The organism is Telluria sp. LT1R51-2 (assembly GCF_059685775.1).
The window spans coordinates 646,441-665,439 of record NZ_JCASIM010000002.1 but is presented as its reverse complement, the minus strand read 5'-3'; the positions used below and the strand labels follow the sequence as shown (position 1 = coordinate 665,439).

Below are 18,999 nucleotides of genomic sequence, written 5' to 3'. Positions count from 1 at the left end.
GCAAACCTGCTAAGCTGATCGCCATCCCAACGACCTGCCTGCCACCATGCGTACCATTGCCCAGATCCTCGAAGGAAGCACCACCATCGCCATCGTCGGCCTGTCGGCCAAGCCGGAGCGTGCCAGCCACGAAGTGGGCGCCTACCTGCAGCAGCACGGCTACCGTATCCTGCCAGTGAACCCCCAGTACGCCAGTGAGACGATCCTTGGCGAGACCGTATTCGCCACGCTGCAGGATGCTGCCGCTTCGCTCGCAGACAGTGGCCAGCGTATCGACATCGTCGACTGCTTCCGCAAGTCGGAAGACATCGGTCCGATAGCGCGCGATGCGATCGCCGTAGGGGCAGGGTGCCTGTGGATGCAGCTCGAGATCGAGAACCAGGTTGCCGCCGATCTGGCGCGCGCTGCCGGCCTGGATGTGGTGATGAACCACTGCATCAAGATCGAGCATCGCAGCCTGCAGGCAGGCGCGTGAAAAGCGGCGCGGGGTCCTGCGCCTCGCGCTACAATCGCTGCTACTTCCACCTCGTCAATACCACGCCATGATCAAGACCATTGCCCTGCTGCTCGCCGCCACCGCTGCTGTCAGCGTCATCCCGCCCGCCAGCGCGCAGGCCGCGCCTGCTGCCCCAGCGCCGGCATTGAGCAAGAACCCGGCCGCCTGCCCGGCAGTGCTCAAGCACAGCTTCAAGCGCCTGCAGGATGAAGCGCCGCAAGACCTCTGCCAGTACAGCAGCAAGGTGATCCTGGTGGTCAACACGGCCAGCTACTGCGGCTTTACCAAGCAGTACGAAGGCCTGGAAAAGATCTACGCCAAGTATGGCAGCCGCGGCCTGGTGGTGCTGGGCTTCCCGTCGAACGACTTCGGGCAGCAGGAACCGGGCAACGCGAAAGAAATTGCGGACCTCTGCTACAACACCTACGGCGTGAAGTTCCCGATGTTTGCCAAGACGTCGGTCAAGGGGCCGGACGCCAACCCGCTGCACGCGCAACTGATCAAGGCAACGGGCAAGGAACCGAAGTGGAACTTCACCAAGTACCTGATCGGGCGTGACGGCAAAGTACTCGAGTATTTCCCGAGCAAAGTCACGCCGGAAGACCCGCAACTGGTCGGTCAGATCGAAAAAGCGCTGTAACCTTACTGACAGCATGGTCATTTTGATGTGGATCAACGTTTTTTTGGGTCCACATCAATAAGCTTACTTTCGTGGCAGTAATTTAAAAACGAAAGGTAAGAACCAATGACAACGATGTTGAAATCCGTAGTGGTGGCCCTGATTGCCGTAGCATCTGCACAGGCGCTGGCCCAGGAATCGCCGTGGCTGGTGCGTGCACGCGCCATCCAGATGGAGCCGGACAATAAATCGAGCCCGGTTGGCGGTGTGGGCGCATCGGACACGATCAAGGTCAGCAACAAGACCATCCCCGAGCTGGACATCAGCTACTTCTTCACGCCGAACTTCGCGGCGGAACTGATCCTGACCTATCCGCAAAAGCACGATGTGACGCTGGCCGGCACAAAGATCGGCAGCTTCAAGCACCTGCCGCCAACCTTGAGCGCGCAATACCATTTCGCACCGGGCGCCACCTTCAATCCGTACGTGGGTGTGGGCGTGAACTACACGCGCATCTCGAGCGTCAAGCTGCTCAATGGTGCAGCTGACCTGGAAAACGACAGCGTTGGCCTGGCGCTGCAGGCTGGCGTTGATTTCCGCCTGGACGAGCACTGGTCGCTCAATGCCGACATCAAGCGCGTCAACATCCGCAGCGACGTGATCGTCGGCGGCGCCAATATCAGCCACCTGAAAGTCGATCCGATGCTGTTCGGCCTGGGCGTCGGTTACCGGTTCTGAAGAAGCACCGCGCGCAGCGGTCCACGCAGCGCGTTGCAGACGACGATGTCGTCGGCCGCGTCGAGCATCGCGCGCGTGATCACGCCTTCGCGCGCGTGCCATGCGGGCGCTGCCAGCAGCACGCCCCGCATGACGCCAGGCAGCACGCCGCAGCTTAGCGGCGGCGTGATCCACGTGTCACCCACGCGCACGAACACATTGCTGCGCCCACCTTCCGTCAATTCACCGCGCTCGTTGAAGAACAGCGCATCGAACGCGCCACGCGCTTCGGCTGCCTGCCAGGCCGCATCGTAGCGGCTGCGCCGGCTCGTCTTGTGACGCAGGAAGATGTCGCTACTGGCCGTCGGTTCGTCGGCCAGCACCACCAGCACCGGCTCCTGCAGCGGCGTCAGTACGCCAGATGTGATCGTCATTGCGCCGGTTGCATCGATGGCCAGGCGCATGCGGTACACACTGTCGGTCGGCAGCGCCCGGCAGGCAGCGTCCAGGGCCGCGTGCGCGGCGCCATGATCGAACGGAACACCGAAATAGCTGCACGACGCGCGCAAGCGCTCGAGGTGCTGGTCGACGTGCCGGCAGCCATGGTCGCGCGAGGCACGCAACGTTTCGAAGAGCGTGACATCGTTGGCCAGCCCGGTCAGGAAGCCTGATTTCAACTGGCACTCGGCGAATTCGTCATGCGCTTCGCTGTCGTGGACGATGCCGGCGCCCACACCCAGCTCGCCGCGCCGCACGCCGTTTGCCTGTGCTGCCAGCGCCAGCGTGCGGATCGGCACCGACAGGCAGAAGTCGCCGAACGCGTGGCCCGGTGGCGCCGGATCGAACCAGCCCATCGCACCGGTGTAGACGCCGCGCGCATCCGGTTCGAGGTCCTGAATGATTTCCATCGCGCGGCGCTTGGGCGCGCCCGTGATCGAGCCGCACGGGTACAGCGCGTCAAAGATATCCACCAGCGCCGCATCGGCTTTCAGGCGCGCCTGCACCGTGGACGTCATCTGAAGTACGGCGCCGTAGCGCTGCACGTCAAACAGCACAGGCGTCTGCACGCTGCCCGTGACCGCCACGCGGCCCAGGTCATTGCGCAGCAGGTCGACGATCATCAGGTTTTCGGCGCGGTTCTTGGTGTCCTGCGCCAGGTCGCGCGCCCGCGCAGCATCGATCGTGGCGTCGCCGCTGGCGCGCGCCGTGCCCTTCATCGGCCGCGCCTGCAGCACGCCGGCCTCGTGGCGCACGAACAGCTCGGGCGAGAACGACAGCAGCGCGCGGCCATCCGGCAGCGCCACCAGCGCGCCATACGGCACCGGCTGGCGCGCGCGCAGGCGTGCATACAGGGCGACGAGCGGGCCGAACGCGTCGAAGCGCAAGCGATACGTGTAATTGACCTGGTAGGTGTCGCCCGCTTCAATGAGTGCGCGGATGCGGGCGATGGCGTCGACAAACTGCGCCTCGTCGACATTGGCCGTGATGCCGGCCACACCGGCCATCTGGTCCGGCCCGGCGCTGCGCGTGGCAAGCCACGATGCGACCTGCTCGCCGGGCAGATGATCGCACTGCGAAAACAGCAGCACCTGCGCCAGCGGTCCGTCCACCGGGCGCGCCGGCAGGTTTTGCAGGTGCGCGCCAAGTTCGTACGTCAGCAGCGGTACCGCATACAAACCCTGTTGTAACGCGGCCTGCAGGGCCGCCAGCAGTGGTGGCCAGCCGCTGGCGTCATCGCAGGTCAGCGTGCCGGCATGGCCGCGGTAGAGCCGCGAACGGGCTTCGTGCGTGGCGCGCGCATCGTCGAGCAGTGCAAAGACTTCACCAGTATCCATCCCCGGATTTTACGCTGCCAGCAGCAACGACAGGTGCAGCGCCGTGCCGTCCACGGGACTGACCTTGAAGCCGCTCTTGGCAAAGCGGTGCCAGCGCCCGGTGACGTAGTTCATCAACAGGCTCGCGCGGCCGGCGACGTCGGCTTCCCGACCGTGACCCTGCGTGACGGCCACGCGCAGGGCGCCCTTGAACGCCAGCTCGACCTTGTCGTAAAACGCGTTCATGCGGTGCTGCAGGCGCTCGTCTTCGTTCACCAGCGCGTCGCCGATCAGTACGCGCGTCATGCCCGGATTGTTCGCCGCAAAGCCCAGCAGCATCTGCACGATCGCGCGCGTCTGATCCAGGCCGCCTTCTTCGTTTTCAGTAATCTGGTTGATGACGCCGAATACCGAGGTCTCGATGAACTCGATCAACCCCTCGTACATCTGCGCCTTGCTGGCAAAGTGGCGGTACAACGCCGCTTCGGACACGCCCAGGCGCGCGGCCAGGGCGGCAGTGGTGATTTTCTCGCCCTTGGGCTGCTCGAGCATCGCGGCCAGGGCCTGAAGGATTTGCAGCTTGCGCTGGCCGGGCTTCGTGCTTGCCATGGGATCCCTAGGTGGTTGATCGATTAACGCAGCCTCGACAGCCGCGCAGGAAGTTGCCGCACGGATTTTACTTTGACATTGACGTAACCGGGACATTTCAATGTCCTCGGCAAAGGGGCGGTGCCAATCGGATCGGCCATACGCAGGTATTGCGTGACCCACACGGTGCGCAGGCCCAGCTGGCGCGCAGTGCGCAGATTGGCCAGCGTGTCTTCGACCAGAATGCAGCGTTGCGCGGCCACGCCATGCTTGCGCAAGAGGCGGCGCAGCATCAGCTTGGACGGCTTGGGCCGCAACTGCCGGTGCACGTGCATGTGTTCGATCGCCACATGGTGCGAGAAATGGTTGTGCAGCTTCAGGCGGCGCACGATCTCGGTCGAGTACGAGTTGGGCGCATTGGTCAGCAGGATCTTTCGGCCCGGCAGGCGGCGCAAGAGGCGCCCCAGGCCACGCTCGAAGCGCAGCAGTTCTGCCAAGGGTCCGATATCGTGCGTCTCGCGCAGGAAGTCGGTCGGGCACACCTGGTGATGGCGCATCATGCCGAGCAGGGTGGCGCCGTAGCGCTTCCAGTACCCGATGCGCGCAGCATCGATCATCGCTTGCGTGGCGGTCTCGCCGTTCTGGCTCAGCACGCGTGCGATGTACGTGTTCATGTTGGCGCTGATCGCCGGGAAAATCGCGTGCGATGCGTCGTGCAGGGTGTTGTCGAGGTCAAATAACCAGACAGGTGCGCGGGGTAGGGGAGTGGCCACGGTGCGAGGCGTAGGTAAAGCAGAGGGGGAGGTGAAGCGATGGTGCCCTTTACGTGGATTGAACACGTGGCCTCTCCCTTACCAAGGGAGTGCTCTACCACTGAGCTAAAAGGGCGGTACTGGTTTTTCTGTGGCGATTGTTTCCGCCACAAAAAATTTAATGAGACCGGATCATAGTGCCAAAAGCCTGCTCGGTCAAGACTTCGAGCAGCAACGAGTGTTCGATCCGGCCATCGATGATGTGCACGGTGTTCACGCCCGATTTGGCAGCATCGAGAGCTGATGAAATCTTGGGCAGCATGCCGCCCGAAATCGTGCCGTCGGCGAACATCTCATCGATCTCGCGTGCCGACAGGTCGGTGACCAGGTTGCCCGATTTATCCTGCACACCGGCGATGTTGGTCATCATGATCAGCTTTTCAGCCTTCAGGATTTCAGCGATCTTGCCGGCGACGACGTCGGCATTGATGTTGTAGGCCTGGCCGTCCTGGCCAAAGCCGATCGGCGAAATGATCGGGATGAACGCATCGTCCTGCAGCGCCTTGACGACAGCCGGGTTGATGGCGTCGATCTCGCCGACGAAACCGATGTCGAGGAACTCGCCTGGCTTTTCCTTGTCGGGCATCGCCATGCGGCGTGCGCGGATCAGGCCGCCATCCTTGCCGGTCAAGCCCACGGCCTGGCCACCGTAGTGGTTGATCAGCATGACGATGTCCTGCTGGACTTCACCGCCCAGCACCCACTCCACCACTTCCATGGTTTCTTCGTCGGTGATGCGCATGCCCTGCACGAACGTGCCTTGCTTGCCGATTTTCTTCAGCGCGTTGTCGATCTGCGGACCGCCGCCATGCACCACGACCGGATTCATGCCCACCAGCTTGAGCAGGATGACATCGCGTGCGAAGCCGTGTTTCAGGCGCTCGTCGGTCATGGCGTTGCCGCCGTATTTGATGACGATGGTCTTGCCGTGGAAATTACGGATGTACGGAAGCGCTTCGGCCAGGATCTGCGCCTTGATCGCCGGGGAGACGCCCGCGAGGTCGTTTGGTTGGTCGTCGGTAGTCAGGCTGGTCACTTGAGCGTTCATGGAAAGTCCGAAATAATTGTCGCGAGATTTTACAGCCAAATGCCATAAAAACAGCGTAAACCTTGTGGGGAGTGGGCGGTGTTCTGTTGTATTTTATAGCAGCGCCCACCACTCTACTCCTGCCATGCCATTCCCGCCGTTCGCCATCCATCATCAAGGCTGTTGAGACCATGATTTTTTGCACGCGCTGCGGCGCCCCGTTCAGCTGCGCCATGGCCGATGGCGACAGCGCGCCGTGCTGGTGCATGGCGTTGCCGCCGGCGGTGGCGGTGCCGCAGGAGGCAGCTGGCTGCTGGTGTCCGGCATGTCTGCGCGATCACATCGCCGCGCAGAGTCAACCGCCATCTGCCGCACCGCCCTGAGAACTCAGCGCTGGGTACGGAAGAAGCGCATCATTTCGCGGCTGGCATCAGGCCCCTTGCCATCGGTATAGCTGCCCTGCGCCTGGCCGCCGGACCACGCGTGGCCGGCGCCATGCACCAGCCAGTGTTCTGCCTGCACGGTGCCATCGGTGGCCGGATACAGCGTGCGCGTGTAGGCATGGCCGTCCGGCACGTTGCCCGGTTCGGTCGTGCCCGGCTGCGGCAGGTGGCGTGCACCTTGCGCGACCACTTCTTCGCCATTGGCTGGATGGACCGTCGTATCGCGGTCGCCATGGAACACGATCACCGGCAGTGGCTGGTTCTCGAGCTGGCTGCGCCGGAAGTCGCCCTTCATCGCCGCCAGCGCCGACGACAGATCATTGGCCGACGCGAACGGCAAGCCGGAGTGCACACCCACGGCGGCGTACAGGTCGGGATACAGCGTGCCCATGATGGTGGCCATCGCGCCGCCGGCGGACAGGCCGGCCACATACACCTGGCTCGCATCGACGCTGTAGGTGTCCATGATCGCCTGCGTCATGCCGGCGATCAGCGACGGCTCGCCTTCATCGCGGCGCTGGTCGACGGCGTTGAACCAGTTCCAGCAGCGCGACGGGTTGGCACTTTTACTTTGCGCCGGATACAGCACCAGGCAGCCGACCTCTTCGGCCAGCACGTTCATCCCGGTGCCGGCGGCGAAGTCGTCCGGGTCCTGCGTGCAGCCGTGCAGCATCACCACCAGCGGCGCGGGGCCGCCCGTGTAGCTGGCCGGGACGTACAGCTTGTAGTCGCGCGTGCCGGCGTCGTTCGTGTGGCTGCCGGCGATGAAGGTGCCGGTCGGTGGCGCGCTGGCTGTTGCTGCGGGCGCGGCAGCAGGGGCAGAGGTCGAGGCTGCTTCCGGCGCGGATGCCGAAGTGGATTCCGAAGCGGATTCCGACGGCGTCACCGTCATCGTGAAGTCACGCATCTGTTGACGGGCGACCCGGTGCAACGCGTTGACGTTGCTCATCGCTTGCCGCACTGCTGCGCCAGGGGTCACCGGACCCGAGCGCCAGAGCGTTCGGGTAGCGCTGCGCATTTGCGCGAGCATGAGTCGGTTGAGTTTCATGGCATTCCTTTTATTGTGCACCGCACCAATTTCAGGCCATGAGCTTACACGAACCTTGCTGACGTTGCCGAACGGCCCGTATATATGCGGTTATCTTAGATACGGAACATTGATCTTCGTGATCACATCGCGCACGAACGCATGCTTAACCGCAGGTTTCCACGTACTCCACGGCCGGTTTGATGCCTGCGCGCATGCGCTGCAGCTTGCCCTTGCTCGCCTCAAAGACCAGCGCCTTGTCCTTGCCCTGGGCCAGCGTCAGGTACTGCCCGTTCTCGTCGTATTTGTGCGGCCCGACCTGCAGCGCCGGGCGATGGCGCTGCGCATCCCTGACCGACATGCGCGCGGTGATACCGGCGCTGTTGCGCACGATCCGCTTGGCGTCCGCGCGCGTGATCACGCCGTTTTCGACCATGAAGCGCACATCGGGATACCGTTTGAAGACCACCATCGAACAGGCCGGGTCGGCCGGGCGAGGCGCGGCGCGCTGGCCCAACTGGCGCTCGACGACGTCCAGCCGCTGGCCGAACCCGATCTTGCCGTAACCGTCAGGAGAGAGGATCTGGCCAAAGGCAGTCGTGGACACGCCGAACAGGCCAGCCAGCAAAACAGAGCGTAATTTCATGGGTACCTCGTGCAAAGTGGCGTTGCCCCAGTATAGTAAAAGACAGGCAACACGCGGCGCTGGACTGCCAGCCGCGCGATAATGCCACTTTATTTTCCACCACTGCGAACGATGGCTCCCGAACTGCAAACCCCCGTACCGTCGCCCTGTATCAATATCTGCCAGATGGTCCCGGAGACGGGCCTGTGCCAGGGTTGCCTGCGCACCATCGATGAAATCGTCGCCTGGGGCACGGCCACGGACGACGCCAAACGCGCGATCTGGGCCGAGATCCGGCGCCGCGAGGGCGAGATTGACTGGCAGTAGCGATCGTTTAGAGGCAGGAATCTAGCACGGTCGTACTTTTCTCAAGGCTATAATCAGGCCCATCCTTCATCCACCACCGAGAGCTTCCATGACGATGCCCGCTGCGCTGCAAGACCTGTCCCTTCCTGTCATCGCTTCGCCGATGTTCATTGCCAGCGGGCCCGCGCTGGTGGCAGCCCAGTGCAAGGCCGGCATCGTCGGCTCGTTCCCGGCATTGAATGCCCGGCCGGCCGAGATGCTCGACGTCTGGCTGACTGACCTGCAGCGCGAACTGGCTGACTACGCGGCGGCCAATCCGGGCAAGAAGGTCGGCCCGATCGCCGTCAACCAGATCGTCCACCAGTCGAACGACCGCCTGGCGCATGACGTCGAAGTCTGCGTCAAGCACCAGATACCGATCATCATTTCGTCGCTGCGCGCGCCGCCGCGCGAGATGATGGACGCCGTGCATTCGTATGGCGGCATCGTGCTGCACGATATCGTCTCGATCCGCCACGCCGAAAAGGCGCTGGAAGCGGGCGTCGATGGCCTGATCCTGGTGGCCGCTGGCGCTGGCGGCCATGCAGGCGCGCTGTCGCCGTTTGCGCTGGTGGGCGAAATCCGCAAGATGTTCAAGGGACCGATTGCGCTGTCCGGCTCGATTGCCACCGGCGACGCGATCCTGGCAGCGCAGGCGATGGGCGCCGACTTTGCCTACATCGGTTCGCGCTGGCTGGCGACGAAGGAATCGAACGTCAGCGACGACTACCGCGATGCGATCGTCGAATCGACGGCAGCCGACGTCGTCTACACGAACCTGTTTACGGGCGTGCACGGGAACTACCTGAAAAAATCGATCGTCGCGGCCGGGCTGGACCCGGACAACCTGCCCGAATCGGACAAGAGCAAGATGAGCTTTGGTTCGGGCAGCGCCAAGGCCTGGCGCGACATCTGGGGCGCAGGGCAGGGCGTCGGCCTGATGGACGACGTGCCGACGGTGGCCGACATGGTCGCGCGCTTGAGCGCCGAATACATGGCGGCGCGCGCGCGACTGGCGCTTTAAAAAACGCTCAGGCTGCCGGCGCCGCGGGCTGTTTCAAATCCTCGGGTCGGATCGTCCACAGGCCCGGCAGGTTGCGCCAGTAGCCATACACGTCCATCCCGAAGCCGACGACGAACTTGTTCGGCAAGCTCAAGCCGATCAGGTCGGCCGTGATCGGCTTGGCGCGGCCCAGATCCTTGTCGGCAAACACGACGACCATCACTTCGGCCGCGCCCATGTCCAGCAGGCGCTGTTTGACGTGGGCCAGCGTCTCGCCTTCGTCGAGGATGTCGTCGACCAGCAGGATCGTGCGGCCCGCCACGTTCTGGCGCGGGATCACTTTCCATACCAGTTCGCCGCCACGGTCATCGTCGCCGTAGCGGCTCACGTGGATGTAGTCGAAGTCGAGCGGGAAGGCCAGTTGCGGCAGCAGCGTGCCGGTGAACACGACCGCGCCGCCCATCACGCCCAGCACGAGCGGGAATTCGGTGGCGCCTGGCGCGGCAAAGCGCGCATTGAGCTGGTCGGCGACGCTGGTAACAGCGGCCTGGACTTCAGCAGGAGTGACGATCTGCGTGGCGTTCGCCAACAGCGCGCGGGCGCGCTCATGATGAAAATCGAGCATGGGTCTCTATGTCTGGTGGATGCCGCGCCATTATGCGTGATCCCCGGGCTGGAGGGTGTTCCGGTTGGGGCGCCCCGCGTATGTCGGCGGCGCCAAATGGGGCGTATCATACGCAGCTTGGAAAACAAATCGACGCCTCCGCCCATGTCCGACGCCACCGAACAAGCCCACACTTCTTCTGATTCTTCCACCGACTTCCAGACTGTCCGCGCCGACCGCCTCGCGCAACTGCGCGCAGCCATGGCGCGCCACGGCATCGACGCCGTCATCGTGCCGTCGAGCGACCCGCACCTGTCGGAATACCTGCCCGGTCACTGGAAGGGCCGTGAATGGCTGTCCGGTTTCACGGGCTCGGTCGGCACCTTCATCGCCACCGCCAATTTCGCTGGTGTCTGGACCGATGGCCGCTACTTCACGCAGGCCGACACCGAATTGGCCGGCACGGAGATCGCGCTGATGAAGATCCCGGGCGCGGCCAGCCAGCTGCACGTCGACTGGCTCGCCGCCAACCTGGCCGCCGGCCAGACTGCCGCCGTCGATGCGCGCGTGCTGGGCCTGGCTGGCGCGCGCCTGCTGGCCGACGCGCTGCAGGCCAGGGGCGTCGTGCTGCGCACCGATCTCGACCTGCTGGACGATGTCTGGCGTGAGCGCCCGGCGCTGCCGGCCGACGCCGTGTTCGAGCACTTGCCACCGTTTGCCACCGCCACCCGCGCAGACAAGCTGCAGGCCACGCGCGCCGCGATGGAAGCGCATGGCGCCGGTTTTCACTTCGTCTCGACGCTCGACGACATCGCCTATCTGTTCAGCCTGCGCGGCGCCGACGTCAGTTTCAATCCCGTGTTCCTGGCCCATGCGCTGATCGGCCGTGGCGACGCCACGCTGTTCGTTGGCGACGGCAAGGTGCCGGCTGAGGTGCGTGCCCGCCTGCAAGCGGACGACGTGCACCTGGCGCCGTACGAGAACGCCGTGCATGCGCTCGAAGCGCTGCCCGAAGGCGCGACGCTGCTGCTCGATCCGCGCCGCGTCACGGCCGGCATGCGCGCGAGCGTGGCCAGCGGCGTGAACGTGGTCGAGGCGATCAACCCGACCACATTTGCCAAGTCGCGCAAGCTCGATAGCGAGGCGGTCAACGTGCGCGCCACGATGGAGCAGGATGGCGCCGCGCTGTGCGAATTCTTTGCCGCGCTCGAGCCGCTGCTGGCGGACGCAAACCGTAGTGCAATCAACGAAGTCGATATCGACACGCGCATCACCGCTGCCCGCGCGCGCCGCCCGAACTTCGTCAGCGCGAGTTTCTCGACCATCGCGGGCTTCAACAGCAATGGCGCGATCATGCATTACCGCGCTGAAGCGGCCACCTGCGCCACGATCGAAGGCGACGGCCTGCTGCTGATTGACTCGGGCGGCCAGTACCTGGGCGGCACCACCGACATCACGCGCGTGATCCCGGTCGGCACGCCAAGCGCCGACCAACGGCGCGACTACACGCTGGTGCTGAAAGGCCTGATCGCGCTGTCGAGCGCCCACTTCCCGCGCGGCACCCGCGCACCGCTGCTCGACGCGATCGCACGCGCCCCGATCTGGGCTGCCGGCATCGACTACGGCCACGGCACCGGCCACGGCGTGGGCTACTTCCTGAACGTGCATGAAGGCCCGCAGACGATTTCGCCGGCCGTGCCGCCGGACCCGCACACCGCGATGGAGCCGGGCATGATCACGTCGATCGAGCCGGGCATCTATCGCCCGGGCCGCTGGGGCATCCGTATCGAAAACCTGGTGCTCAATGTCGCCGCGAACAAGACCGAATTCGGCGAATACCTGGCTTTCGAGACGCTCACCCTGTGCCCGATCGACACCCGCTGCCTCGACCGTTCGCTGCTGCGCCCTGACGAAATCGTCTGGCTCAACGACTACCACGCCACCGTGCGTGCGCGCCTGACGCCCCATGTCGAAGGCGCCGCGTTCGAGTGGCTCATGCTGCGCACGGAGGCAATCTGACATGGCAAGTTCCCGTTCCACACGCGCCAGCAGCGCGGTCGACCGTCTCAAGCAGCGCACCGGTAATCCGCTGTACTCGATGGCGCGCACCGGCGATGGCCATTTTTACCTGTCCGAAGCGCCCGGCAGCCCGCCGCTGTGCGCACCGATGGAGCTCGACGACTTCGTCACCTTCGTCAAGGGCCTGGGGCCGCAGGAGCAGCCGCGCATGAGCAAGAACGACATCGCGTTCGAAAAGCAGCTGGTGCGCAAGAAGCCGGCGGCCTGAGCGCGGCGTACCGGCCTGCTTCACCATCACAATCAACGGAATTCATCCATGGACGCACAAGAAGTTCTCGATTTCTGGTTTCTGCCAGCTTCCCATCCTGACCATGGCAAGGCGCGCGCCGAGTGGTACCGCAAGGACCCCGCGTTCGACGCCGTCATCCGCGAACGCTTCGGCGCAACAATCACGCACGCGATTGCAGGCGGCCTGCGCGAGTGGGACGAACAGGGCGCGCGCGGCGTGCTGGCGCGCATCCTGGTGCTCGACCAGTTCACGCGCAACGTCTACCGCGGCGCGCCGGAATCGTTCGCCGGCGATGTGCTGGCACTGAGCGCCGCCCGCCAGATGGTCGACGCCGGCGAGCACATGGCGCTGGCACCGCTCGAGCGTCAGTTCGTCTACATGCCGTTCGAGCATGCCGAAGACGCCGGCATGCAGCAGCTCGCAGTCGATCAGTTCACCGCGCTGGCTGCTGACCACGAGGGCTTCGACGAAGTGCTCGACTACGCGCACCGCCACCGCGGCGTGATCGCGCGCTTCGGCCGCTTCCCGCACCGTAATCCGATTCTGGGCCGCGCGTCGACACCCGAAGAACTCGACTACCTGAGTCAGCCTGGCGCCGGCTTCTGAAATGACCCCGACGCTGAATCTGGTCGGCGCGGGCCATGTCGGCCGCGTGCTGGGGCGCCTGTTCGCCGCCAGCGGTGCGTTCGCGCTGCAGGATGTGCTGACCCGTTCGCCCGCCAGCGCGCAGGCGGCGGTGGCGTTCATCGGCGCTGGCCAGGCTTGTACCGATGTTGTGCAGCTGCGCCCTGCGCAAGCCTGGCTGCTGGCGGTGAGCGACGATCAGATCGAGCCGGTCGCCGCGCAACTGGCGCAGACGCACGACCTGACTGGCGCCGTGGTGTTCCATTGCAGCGGCGCGAAAGCGTCGGCTGCGCTGCAGGCGGCGCGTGGGGGCGGCGCGCTGGTGGCCAGCGTGCACCCGATCCGCAGCTTCGCCGATCCGCAGCAGGTGGCGCGCGAATTTGCCGGCACCTTCTGCGGCGTCGAGGGTGATGCGGCGGCGCTGGCGCTGCTGGGCCCAGCATTCGAGGCCATCGGCGCGCGCCTCGTGCCGATCGATGGCGCCGCCAAGACGGTCTACCACGCCGCCGCCGTGTTCGCGTCGAACTACCTGACCACGGTGCTCGACGCGGCGCTGCGAGCCTATCAGGCCGCCGGCATCCCCGAAGCGGTGGCGCGCGAACTGGCACAACCGCTGGCCACCGAGACGCTGGCCAATGTATTTCGCCTCGGCCCGGCCGCAGCGCTCAGCGGCCCCGTCGCGCGCGGCGACCTGGCCACCGTGGCGCGGCAAGAACAGGCTTTGCTGGACTGGGACGCCGCAACGGGCCGCCTGTACGGCGCGCTGGTCCCACCCACGACCGACCTGGCGCGGCGCAAGCACAGCGCCACCTGATCACCACCACGATTCACCGCGCTCATCGCAAAGGAACACCATGATCTTCACCGCCTGGACCACCCTGGCCGTTCTTGCCGTCTATTTTTGGACTTGGGGCAATGCTGCGCGTGCGCGCATCCAGTTCAAGGTGCCGGCGCCGTCGATGGATGGTCCCGAGGGCTTTTTGCGCGCCCATCGCGTCCAGATGAATACGCTGGAATTGCTGCCGCTGGTACTCGTGCCTCTGTGGCTGTGCGCCATCTACCTGGGTGACACCTGGGCTGCTGCCGGGGGCTTGCTGTGGTGCGTGGGCCGGATTCTGTATGCGCTGGGTTACTACCGCGATCCGGCCAAGCGCGAAATCGGCTTCATCGTGAGCATGCTGGCCAGCGCCGCGTTGATTGGCGCCACAGTTTTTGGCCTGGTCATGCGATAAATCGGACAAAGCAAAAACTTCGGTCGACAAAGTTCCCATATGGAAATATGCTGGCAGGCTGATTAACTGAAAAGCGATCCGCGAACTATCTCGCGGGTCACTAGCACGCCAGGAGCACCGTGATGCTGTTTTTGAAAAGTACGACCGCCACCAAGGCGCCTGGGATTTACGAAGTCGACGTCGCGGCCAAGCCGCCCGGCAAGACCTTCGGTGTATTCCTGGCCACCGACCCGGACAATCCGCCGCACACCGTGATCGCCGGCCTGGCCGAGCTGGGTTTCCAGAGTGTCCACGAGCAAAACTATGTCCACCGCGACAAGGGCAAAGTGCTGGAGCTGCATTTCCAGAAAGATGGCACCGATCTGTTCAAGGGCTGGAAAGCGGAAGAGTGCACGACCAATCTGGCAGCGCTCGACGCCCTGTTCGGCAATGTCGGCATCAAGATCGAACCACGCGTCATGAGCCTGGCGGAAGCTTACGCATAAGCCGTGCGAGAATGAGCGTCGTGGTGGCCTTCACCATGTTTGGCGTGATGATTCTCGATGGATTTATTTGCACCGCAAGCGGGCCTGCTCCCGCTGCCGCTCAACGATGGTGAACTGGGCTGGATGGCCCAGTTGCCGTTGCCGTGGTCGAATGCCGACGTCTTCGCGCGCCTGCTGGCCGAGACCGATTGGCGCGAAGAGACCGTGGTGGTCTATGGCAAGCGGCATCTGCAACCCCGCCTCAGTGCCTGGTATGGCGAGAAAGCCTATGCCTATTCCGGCCTGCGGCTGCAGCCCACACCGTTCACGCCGCTACTTGTGACCTTGCGTGATGCCGTCGAGGCCGCGACCGGGCATGCATTCAACAGCGTTCTGCTGAACTACTATCGTAACGAGCGCGATAGCATGGGCATGCACAGTGACGACGAACCTGCGCTGGGACCACGACCTGCGATCGCGTCGCTCAGTTTTGGCGAAGCGCGCACCTTCATCCTGCAACACAAACACACCAGACAGACAGTACGCGTGCCCTTGACCGATGGCAGTCTGTTACTGATGGCAGGCGACACCCAACAAAATTGGTTGCATGGGATCAACAAGATGACAAAATCGTTACAAGCTAGAATCAATCTAACTTTCAGGAAAATCGTCTAAGTTCTCAGTAATATCGCTTATAGGGTGGCAAATATTACTTACTATTGGGTCATTTAGTTACACTTTCTTACAGTTCTTACGGAATCGCGACGGACTTGATCTTTCGACAGTGTTATCTTGAACCCTATCGCGATTCATTGTGAATCACGAACTAGATGAACAAAAAGAGGAATTAGAGATGAAAAAGCTGATCGTTGCCCTGCTCGCCACCACCGCCGCTGTGTCGGCTGTTCAGGCCCAAGAATTCACCCCGCGTGCCTACGTCGGCGCCGGTGCAGTCGCTACCGACTATGAGTCGCGCGTTCCAGGCGCAACTACTGCCGACATCGATACCATCAAGGCCTCGGCCAAGCTGTTCGGTGGCTACGAGTTCACCCCGAACTGGGCTGTTGAAGTCGGTCACACCGATTTCCGTAGCGCCGACATCTATTACACCCTGGGCCCAGTCGCTTCGAGCGGCGTGGTCGATGGCCGTTCGACCTACGTTGCAGCAAAGTTCAGCTCGCCGCTGACCGAAAAGCTGGTTGGTTACGCCAAGCTGGGCGTGTCGCATGACGTGAACGAACTGTCGGCAATCAACTCGGCGCTGAGCCGTCGTGAGAGCGACAACAACGCCTACGGCGCCCTGGGTGTTCAGTACAACATCAACCAGGACGTGGCCGTGATCGCTGAATACGAACGTTTCGGCGGCACCCGTGACTTCGGCGTGCGTCCAAACGCACTGACCATCGGCGCGAAATACTCGTTCTAAGCAGAACGTAGTCTGAAAAAGAGGCCCTTCGGGGCCTTTTTTCATGGGCGAGTTCAACCCGCCTCGTGTTCGCCAATGAAAAAGCCCGCCGATTGGCGGGCTTTTTGCGTTCGTGGCGTATGCGCTGCGATCAGGTCGTGAGCGGCTTGTAACGGATCCGCTTCGGCTTGGCGCCTTCTTCACCCAGACGCTTCTTCTTGTCGGCTTCGTATTCCTGATAGTTACCATCAAAGAAGGTCACTTGGGAATCGCCTTCGAAGGCCAGGATGTGGGTCGCGATACGATCCAGGAACCAGCGATCGTGGGAAATGACCATTACGCTACCAGCGAACTCGAGCAGGGCGTCTTCCAGCGCGCGCAGAGTTTCGACGTCCAGATCGTTTGACGGTTCATCGAGCAGCAACACGTTACCGCCTTGCAGCAGCGTCTTGGCCAGGTGCAGGCGACCGCGCTCACCACCGGACAGGTTGCCGACGATCTTTTGCTGATCCGAGCCCTTGAAGTTGAAGCGGCCCAGGTAGGCGCGCGACGGCATTTCAAAGCGGCCGACGCTGAGCATGTCGGCGCCGCCCGAGACATCTTCGAACACGCTCTTGGCATTGGCCAGTTCGTCGCGGTGCTGGTCGACGATGGACACGCGCGCGGTCTGGCCGATCTTGACCTCGCCGCTGTCCGGCTGTTCTTTGCCGGTGATCATCTTGAACAGCGTCGACTTACCGGCGCCGTTCGGGCCGATGATGCCGACGATCGCGCCTGGCGGCACGGTGAACGACAGGTTGTCGATCAACAGGCGGTCGCCAAAGGCTTTCGAGACGTTCTTGAATTCGATGACTTCATTGCCCAGGCGCTCGGCCACGGGAATGAAGATCTCCTGCGTCTCGTTGCGCTGCTGGTATTCGTACTCGGACAGTTCGTTGAAGCGCGCGAGGCGGGCTTTCGACTTGGCCTGGCGTGCCTTTGGATTCTGGCGCGACCATTCGAGTTCTTTCGCCAAGGCTTTCTGACGGGCCGATTCGGTCGATTCTTCCTGCTTCAGGCGCGCTTGCTTCTGGTCCAGCCACGACGAGTAATTGCCCTTCCATGGAATGCCGCTGCCGCGGTCCAGTTCCAGGATCCATTCGGCGGCATTGTCGAGGAAGTAGCGATCGTGGGTGATGCCGACCACGGTGCCCGGGAAGCGCAGCAGGAATTGCTCGAGCCACTCGACCGATTCCGCATCCAGGTGGTTGGTCGGTTCGTCGAGCAGCAGCATGTCGGGCTTCGAGAGCAGCAGCTTGCACAGCGCCACGCGGCGCTTTTCACCGCCCGACAGCACGGCGATCCTGGCATCCCACGGCGGCAGGCGCAGCGCGTCGGCGGCCATTTCCAGTTGCAGGTTCAGGTTGCCGCCGTCGGACGACGAGATGATTGCTTCCAGGCGTTCCTGCTCCTTGGCCAGCGCGTCGAAATCGGCGTCTTCTTCGGCGTAGGCCGCGTAGACGGCTTCGAGCTTGGCTTGCGCTTCAAACGCTTCGCCCAGGCCCGATTCCACCTCCTGGCGCACGGTTTTTTCCGGGTCGAGCTGCGGTTCCTGCGGCAGGTAGCCGATGTTCAGGCCCGGCATCGGACGGGCTTCGCCCTGGATGTCGGTGTCGATGCCGGCCATGATTTTCAGCAGGGTCGATTTGCCCGAGCCGTTCAGGCCCAGCACGCCGATCTTGGCACCCGGGAAGAAGGACAGGGAAATGTCCTTCAGAATCTGGCGTTTCGGTGGGACGATTTTGCCCACGCGGTTCATGGTATAGACGTAATTGGCCATGCTTGTACTCTGGTGTTGTTCGAGGTGCACAGGATACGACAGAACCTGCAGCCAACACAGGATTTCTTGGCAAATCTGCCCGCTCAGGCCTTGGCCGCAGCAGGCTGTCTGCGCAGCAATCCTTCGCCGGCGAACAGCGCCAGCGCACTCCAGATCAGCACGAAGCCAACCAGGCGATCGGCACTGAATGCCTCCTTGAAGAGCCACACGCCGAGCAAAAATTGCAGCGTCGGCGACAGGTATTGCAACAGACCCAGGATTGACAGTGGGATCTTGCGCGCGCCGGTGGCAAACAGCAGCAGCGGAATGGCCGTGAGCGGGCCGGCCATGATCAACAGCCAGCGCGTGCTGTCCGACGCCGTGTTGATGAACACGTTCTGGCCGTGCACCGTCAGCCAGATCACGTAGCCGGCCGCCAGCGGAAACAGCACGATGGTCTCGAACGACAATCCCTCGAGCGGACCGAGCGCGGCCGTCTTGCGCAGCAAGCCATAGCCGCCGAACGACAGCGCCAGGAACAGCGCGATCCACGGCACCGTGCCGGCCTGCCAGGTCAGCCAGCCCACGCCCAGCGCGGCCACGCCGATGGCAGCCCACTGCAGCGGGCGCATGCGTTCCTTCAGGATCAGGTAACCCAGCACGATGTTGACCAGGGGATTGATGAAATAGCCCAGGCTCGCCTCGATCACATGGTGGTTCATCACTGACCAGATATACACAAGCCAATTTGCGCTAAGCAGCAGGGCCGACAGCACGAAACTGAAGAACACGCGCGGCTGGCGCACGATCTGCAGCCACTTCCAGTCGCGCCGCAGCAACAGCAGGATTAGGAGAAAAGCAAGTGACCACAGCATGCGGTGCGCCAGGATCTGCAACGGTGGCACCTCGCCCAGGGCGTGGAAATAAATGGGGAACAGGCCCCAGCAGAAGAAGGCCAGGGCCGCGTAAATAATGCCGGAACGCATGGGGAGGGGAGACGAGGTTGCAGGGCCGACATTATCACTGAATAAGTAGCACGCTGCTGGCG

At 63.4% G+C, this 18,999-nt stretch carries 23 protein-coding genes and 1 tRNA gene; 14 read left to right on the top strand and 10 right to left on the bottom strand.

All coding sequences use genetic code 11. The annotated features are described in order from the left end of the window. The first annotated feature begins 46 nt into the window (after positions 1 to 46). The 3 genes from AC56LH_RS21165 (at position 47) to AC56LH_RS21155 (ending at position 1,853) form a co-directional block, all read left to right on the top strand. Positions 47 to 475: a CoA-binding protein gene (locus AC56LH_RS21165; protein WP_499649424.1), complete on the top strand. Its 429-nt coding sequence runs from the start codon at positions 47 to 49 to the stop codon at positions 473 to 475. Between the two features lie 67 nt (positions 476 to 542). After that, entirely contained in the window at positions 543 to 1,136 is a 594-nt protein-coding gene (locus AC56LH_RS21160; RefSeq protein WP_499649422.1) for a glutathione peroxidase, read from the top strand. A gap of 105 nt (positions 1,137 to 1,241) precedes the next feature. Further along, positions 1,242 to 1,853 (top strand): OmpW/AlkL family protein, encoded by a 612-nt coding sequence (locus AC56LH_RS21155; protein WP_499649420.1) that lies wholly within the window; start codon positions 1,242 to 1,244, stop codon positions 1,851 to 1,853. On the opposite strand, the gene AC56LH_RS21150 is transcribed toward AC56LH_RS21155, so the two are convergent. From AC56LH_RS21150 to argB, 5 genes are all read right to left on the bottom strand, one after another. Then, positions 1,841 to 3,667: a chorismate-binding protein gene (locus AC56LH_RS21150; RefSeq protein ID WP_499649418.1), complete on the bottom strand. Its 1,827-nt coding sequence runs from the start codon at positions 3,665 to 3,667 to the stop codon at positions 1,841 to 1,843. The two genes, AC56LH_RS21155 and AC56LH_RS21150, sit on opposite strands and share 13 nt — an antisense overlap. A 9-nt stretch (positions 3,668 to 3,676) precedes the next feature. Then, positions 3,677 to 4,255 carry a nucleoid occlusion factor SlmA gene (gene slmA, locus AC56LH_RS21145; protein ID WP_499649416.1) on the bottom strand — a complete coding sequence of 193 codons (579 nt, stop codon included), beginning with the start codon at positions 4,253 to 4,255 and terminating at the stop codon, positions 3,677 to 3,679. A 23-nt stretch (positions 4,256 to 4,278) separates the two neighbouring features. Next, positions 4,279 to 5,007 carry a pyrimidine 5'-nucleotidase gene (locus AC56LH_RS21140; RefSeq protein ID WP_499649414.1) on the bottom strand — a complete coding sequence of 243 codons (729 nt, stop codon included), beginning with the start codon at positions 5,005 to 5,007 and terminating at the stop codon, positions 4,279 to 4,281. 40 nt (positions 5,008 to 5,047) lie between these two features. Then, positions 5,048 to 5,122: transfer RNA gene (locus AC56LH_RS21135), tRNA-Thr, on the bottom strand. A 42-nt stretch (positions 5,123 to 5,164) separates the two neighbouring features. Then, positions 5,165 to 6,094: an acetylglutamate kinase gene (gene argB / locus AC56LH_RS21130; protein ID WP_183554827.1), complete on the bottom strand. Its 930-nt coding sequence runs from the start codon at positions 6,092 to 6,094 to the stop codon at positions 5,165 to 5,167. 170 nt (positions 6,095 to 6,264) lie between these two features. Here argB and AC56LH_RS21125 point away from each other — a divergent pair, with 170 nt between their 5' ends. Continuing rightward, on the top strand, positions 6,265 to 6,456 hold the full coding sequence (locus AC56LH_RS21125; protein WP_499649412.1) for a cysteine-rich CWC family protein: 192 nt from the start codon (positions 6,265 to 6,267) through the stop codon (positions 6,454 to 6,456). Between the two features lie 4 nt (positions 6,457 to 6,460). Here AC56LH_RS21125 and AC56LH_RS21120 read toward each other — a convergent pair whose 3' ends face one another. Then, positions 6,461 to 7,564: an extracellular catalytic domain type 1 short-chain-length polyhydroxyalkanoate depolymerase gene (locus tag AC56LH_RS21120; protein WP_499649408.1), complete on the bottom strand. Its 1,104-nt coding sequence runs from the start codon at positions 7,562 to 7,564 to the stop codon at positions 6,461 to 6,463. A 145-nt stretch (positions 7,565 to 7,709) separates the two neighbouring features. Further along, positions 7,710 to 8,189 (bottom strand): hypothetical protein, encoded by a 480-nt coding sequence (locus AC56LH_RS21115; protein WP_499649402.1) that lies wholly within the window; start codon positions 8,187 to 8,189, stop codon positions 7,710 to 7,712. 111 nt (positions 8,190 to 8,300) lie between these two features. On the opposite strand from AC56LH_RS21115, the gene AC56LH_RS21110 reads away from it, so the two are divergent. Both AC56LH_RS21110 and AC56LH_RS21105 read left to right on the top strand, forming a co-directional pair. Then, positions 8,301 to 8,495, top strand: coding sequence for a DUF1289 domain-containing protein (locus tag AC56LH_RS21110; protein WP_183554821.1), 195 nt, complete (start codon positions 8,301 to 8,303; stop codon positions 8,493 to 8,495). An 88-nt stretch (positions 8,496 to 8,583) separates the two neighbouring features. Next, complete coding sequence (locus AC56LH_RS21105; RefSeq protein WP_332533745.1) at positions 8,584 to 9,537, top strand: NAD(P)H-dependent flavin oxidoreductase; 954 nt, start codon at positions 8,584 to 8,586, stop codon at positions 9,535 to 9,537. A 7-nt stretch (positions 9,538 to 9,544) separates the two neighbouring features. Here AC56LH_RS21105 and AC56LH_RS21100 read toward each other — a convergent pair whose 3' ends face one another. Beyond that, positions 9,545 to 10,141, bottom strand: a complete 597-nt coding sequence (locus tag AC56LH_RS21100) for a hypoxanthine-guanine phosphoribosyltransferase (protein WP_499649400.1) — start codon at positions 10,139 to 10,141, stop codon at positions 9,545 to 9,547. Positions 10,142 to 10,285: 144 nt separating this feature from the next. On the opposite strand from AC56LH_RS21100, the gene AC56LH_RS21095 reads away from it, so the two are divergent. From AC56LH_RS21095 to AC56LH_RS21060, 8 genes are all read left to right on the top strand, one after another. Continuing rightward, positions 10,286 to 12,139, top strand: coding sequence for an aminopeptidase P family protein (locus AC56LH_RS21095; protein WP_499649399.1), 1,854 nt, complete (start codon positions 10,286 to 10,288; stop codon positions 12,137 to 12,139). Position 12,140: 1 nt separating this feature from the next. Next, complete coding sequence (locus tag AC56LH_RS21090; RefSeq protein WP_499649397.1) at positions 12,141 to 12,407, top strand: hypothetical protein; 267 nt, start codon at positions 12,141 to 12,143, stop codon at positions 12,405 to 12,407. Positions 12,408 to 12,455: 48 nt separating this feature from the next. Next, on the top strand, positions 12,456 to 13,034 hold the full coding sequence (locus AC56LH_RS21085) for a DUF924 family protein (RefSeq protein WP_499649395.1): 579 nt from the start codon (positions 12,456 to 12,458) through the stop codon (positions 13,032 to 13,034). A gap of 1 nt (position 13,035) precedes the next feature. After that, a complete protein-coding gene (locus tag AC56LH_RS21080; protein WP_499649393.1) occupies positions 13,036 to 13,866 on the top strand; it encodes a Rossmann-like and DUF2520 domain-containing protein in 831 nt (276 codons plus the stop codon). 40 nt (positions 13,867 to 13,906) lie between these two features. After that, a complete protein-coding gene (locus AC56LH_RS21075) occupies positions 13,907 to 14,284 on the top strand; it encodes an MAPEG family protein (protein ID WP_499649391.1) in 378 nt (125 codons plus the stop codon). 122 nt (positions 14,285 to 14,406) lie between these two features. After that, positions 14,407 to 14,769 (top strand): hypothetical protein, encoded by a 363-nt coding sequence (locus AC56LH_RS21070; protein WP_499649389.1) that lies wholly within the window; start codon positions 14,407 to 14,409, stop codon positions 14,767 to 14,769. 57 nt (positions 14,770 to 14,826) lie between these two features. Beyond that, positions 14,827 to 15,423 (top strand): alpha-ketoglutarate-dependent dioxygenase AlkB family protein, encoded by a 597-nt coding sequence (locus AC56LH_RS21065; RefSeq protein WP_499649387.1) that lies wholly within the window; start codon positions 14,827 to 14,829, stop codon positions 15,421 to 15,423. 178 nt (positions 15,424 to 15,601) lie between these two features. Then, positions 15,602 to 16,174, top strand: a complete 573-nt coding sequence (locus tag AC56LH_RS21060) for a porin family protein (RefSeq protein ID WP_499649385.1) — start codon at positions 15,602 to 15,604, stop codon at positions 16,172 to 16,174. Between the two features lie 130 nt (positions 16,175 to 16,304). Here the strand turns inward: AC56LH_RS21060 and ettA are convergent, their stop codons facing one another. Beyond that, positions 16,305 to 17,972, bottom strand: coding sequence for an energy-dependent translational throttle protein EttA (ettA, locus tag AC56LH_RS21055; RefSeq protein ID WP_499649383.1), 1,668 nt, complete (start codon positions 17,970 to 17,972; stop codon positions 16,305 to 16,307). 83 nt (positions 17,973 to 18,055) lie between these two features. Then, on the bottom strand, positions 18,056 to 18,937 hold the full coding sequence (rarD, locus tag AC56LH_RS21050; RefSeq protein WP_499649381.1) for an EamA family transporter RarD: 882 nt from the start codon (positions 18,935 to 18,937) through the stop codon (positions 18,056 to 18,058). Between the last annotated feature and the right edge of the window lie 62 nt (positions 18,938 to 18,999).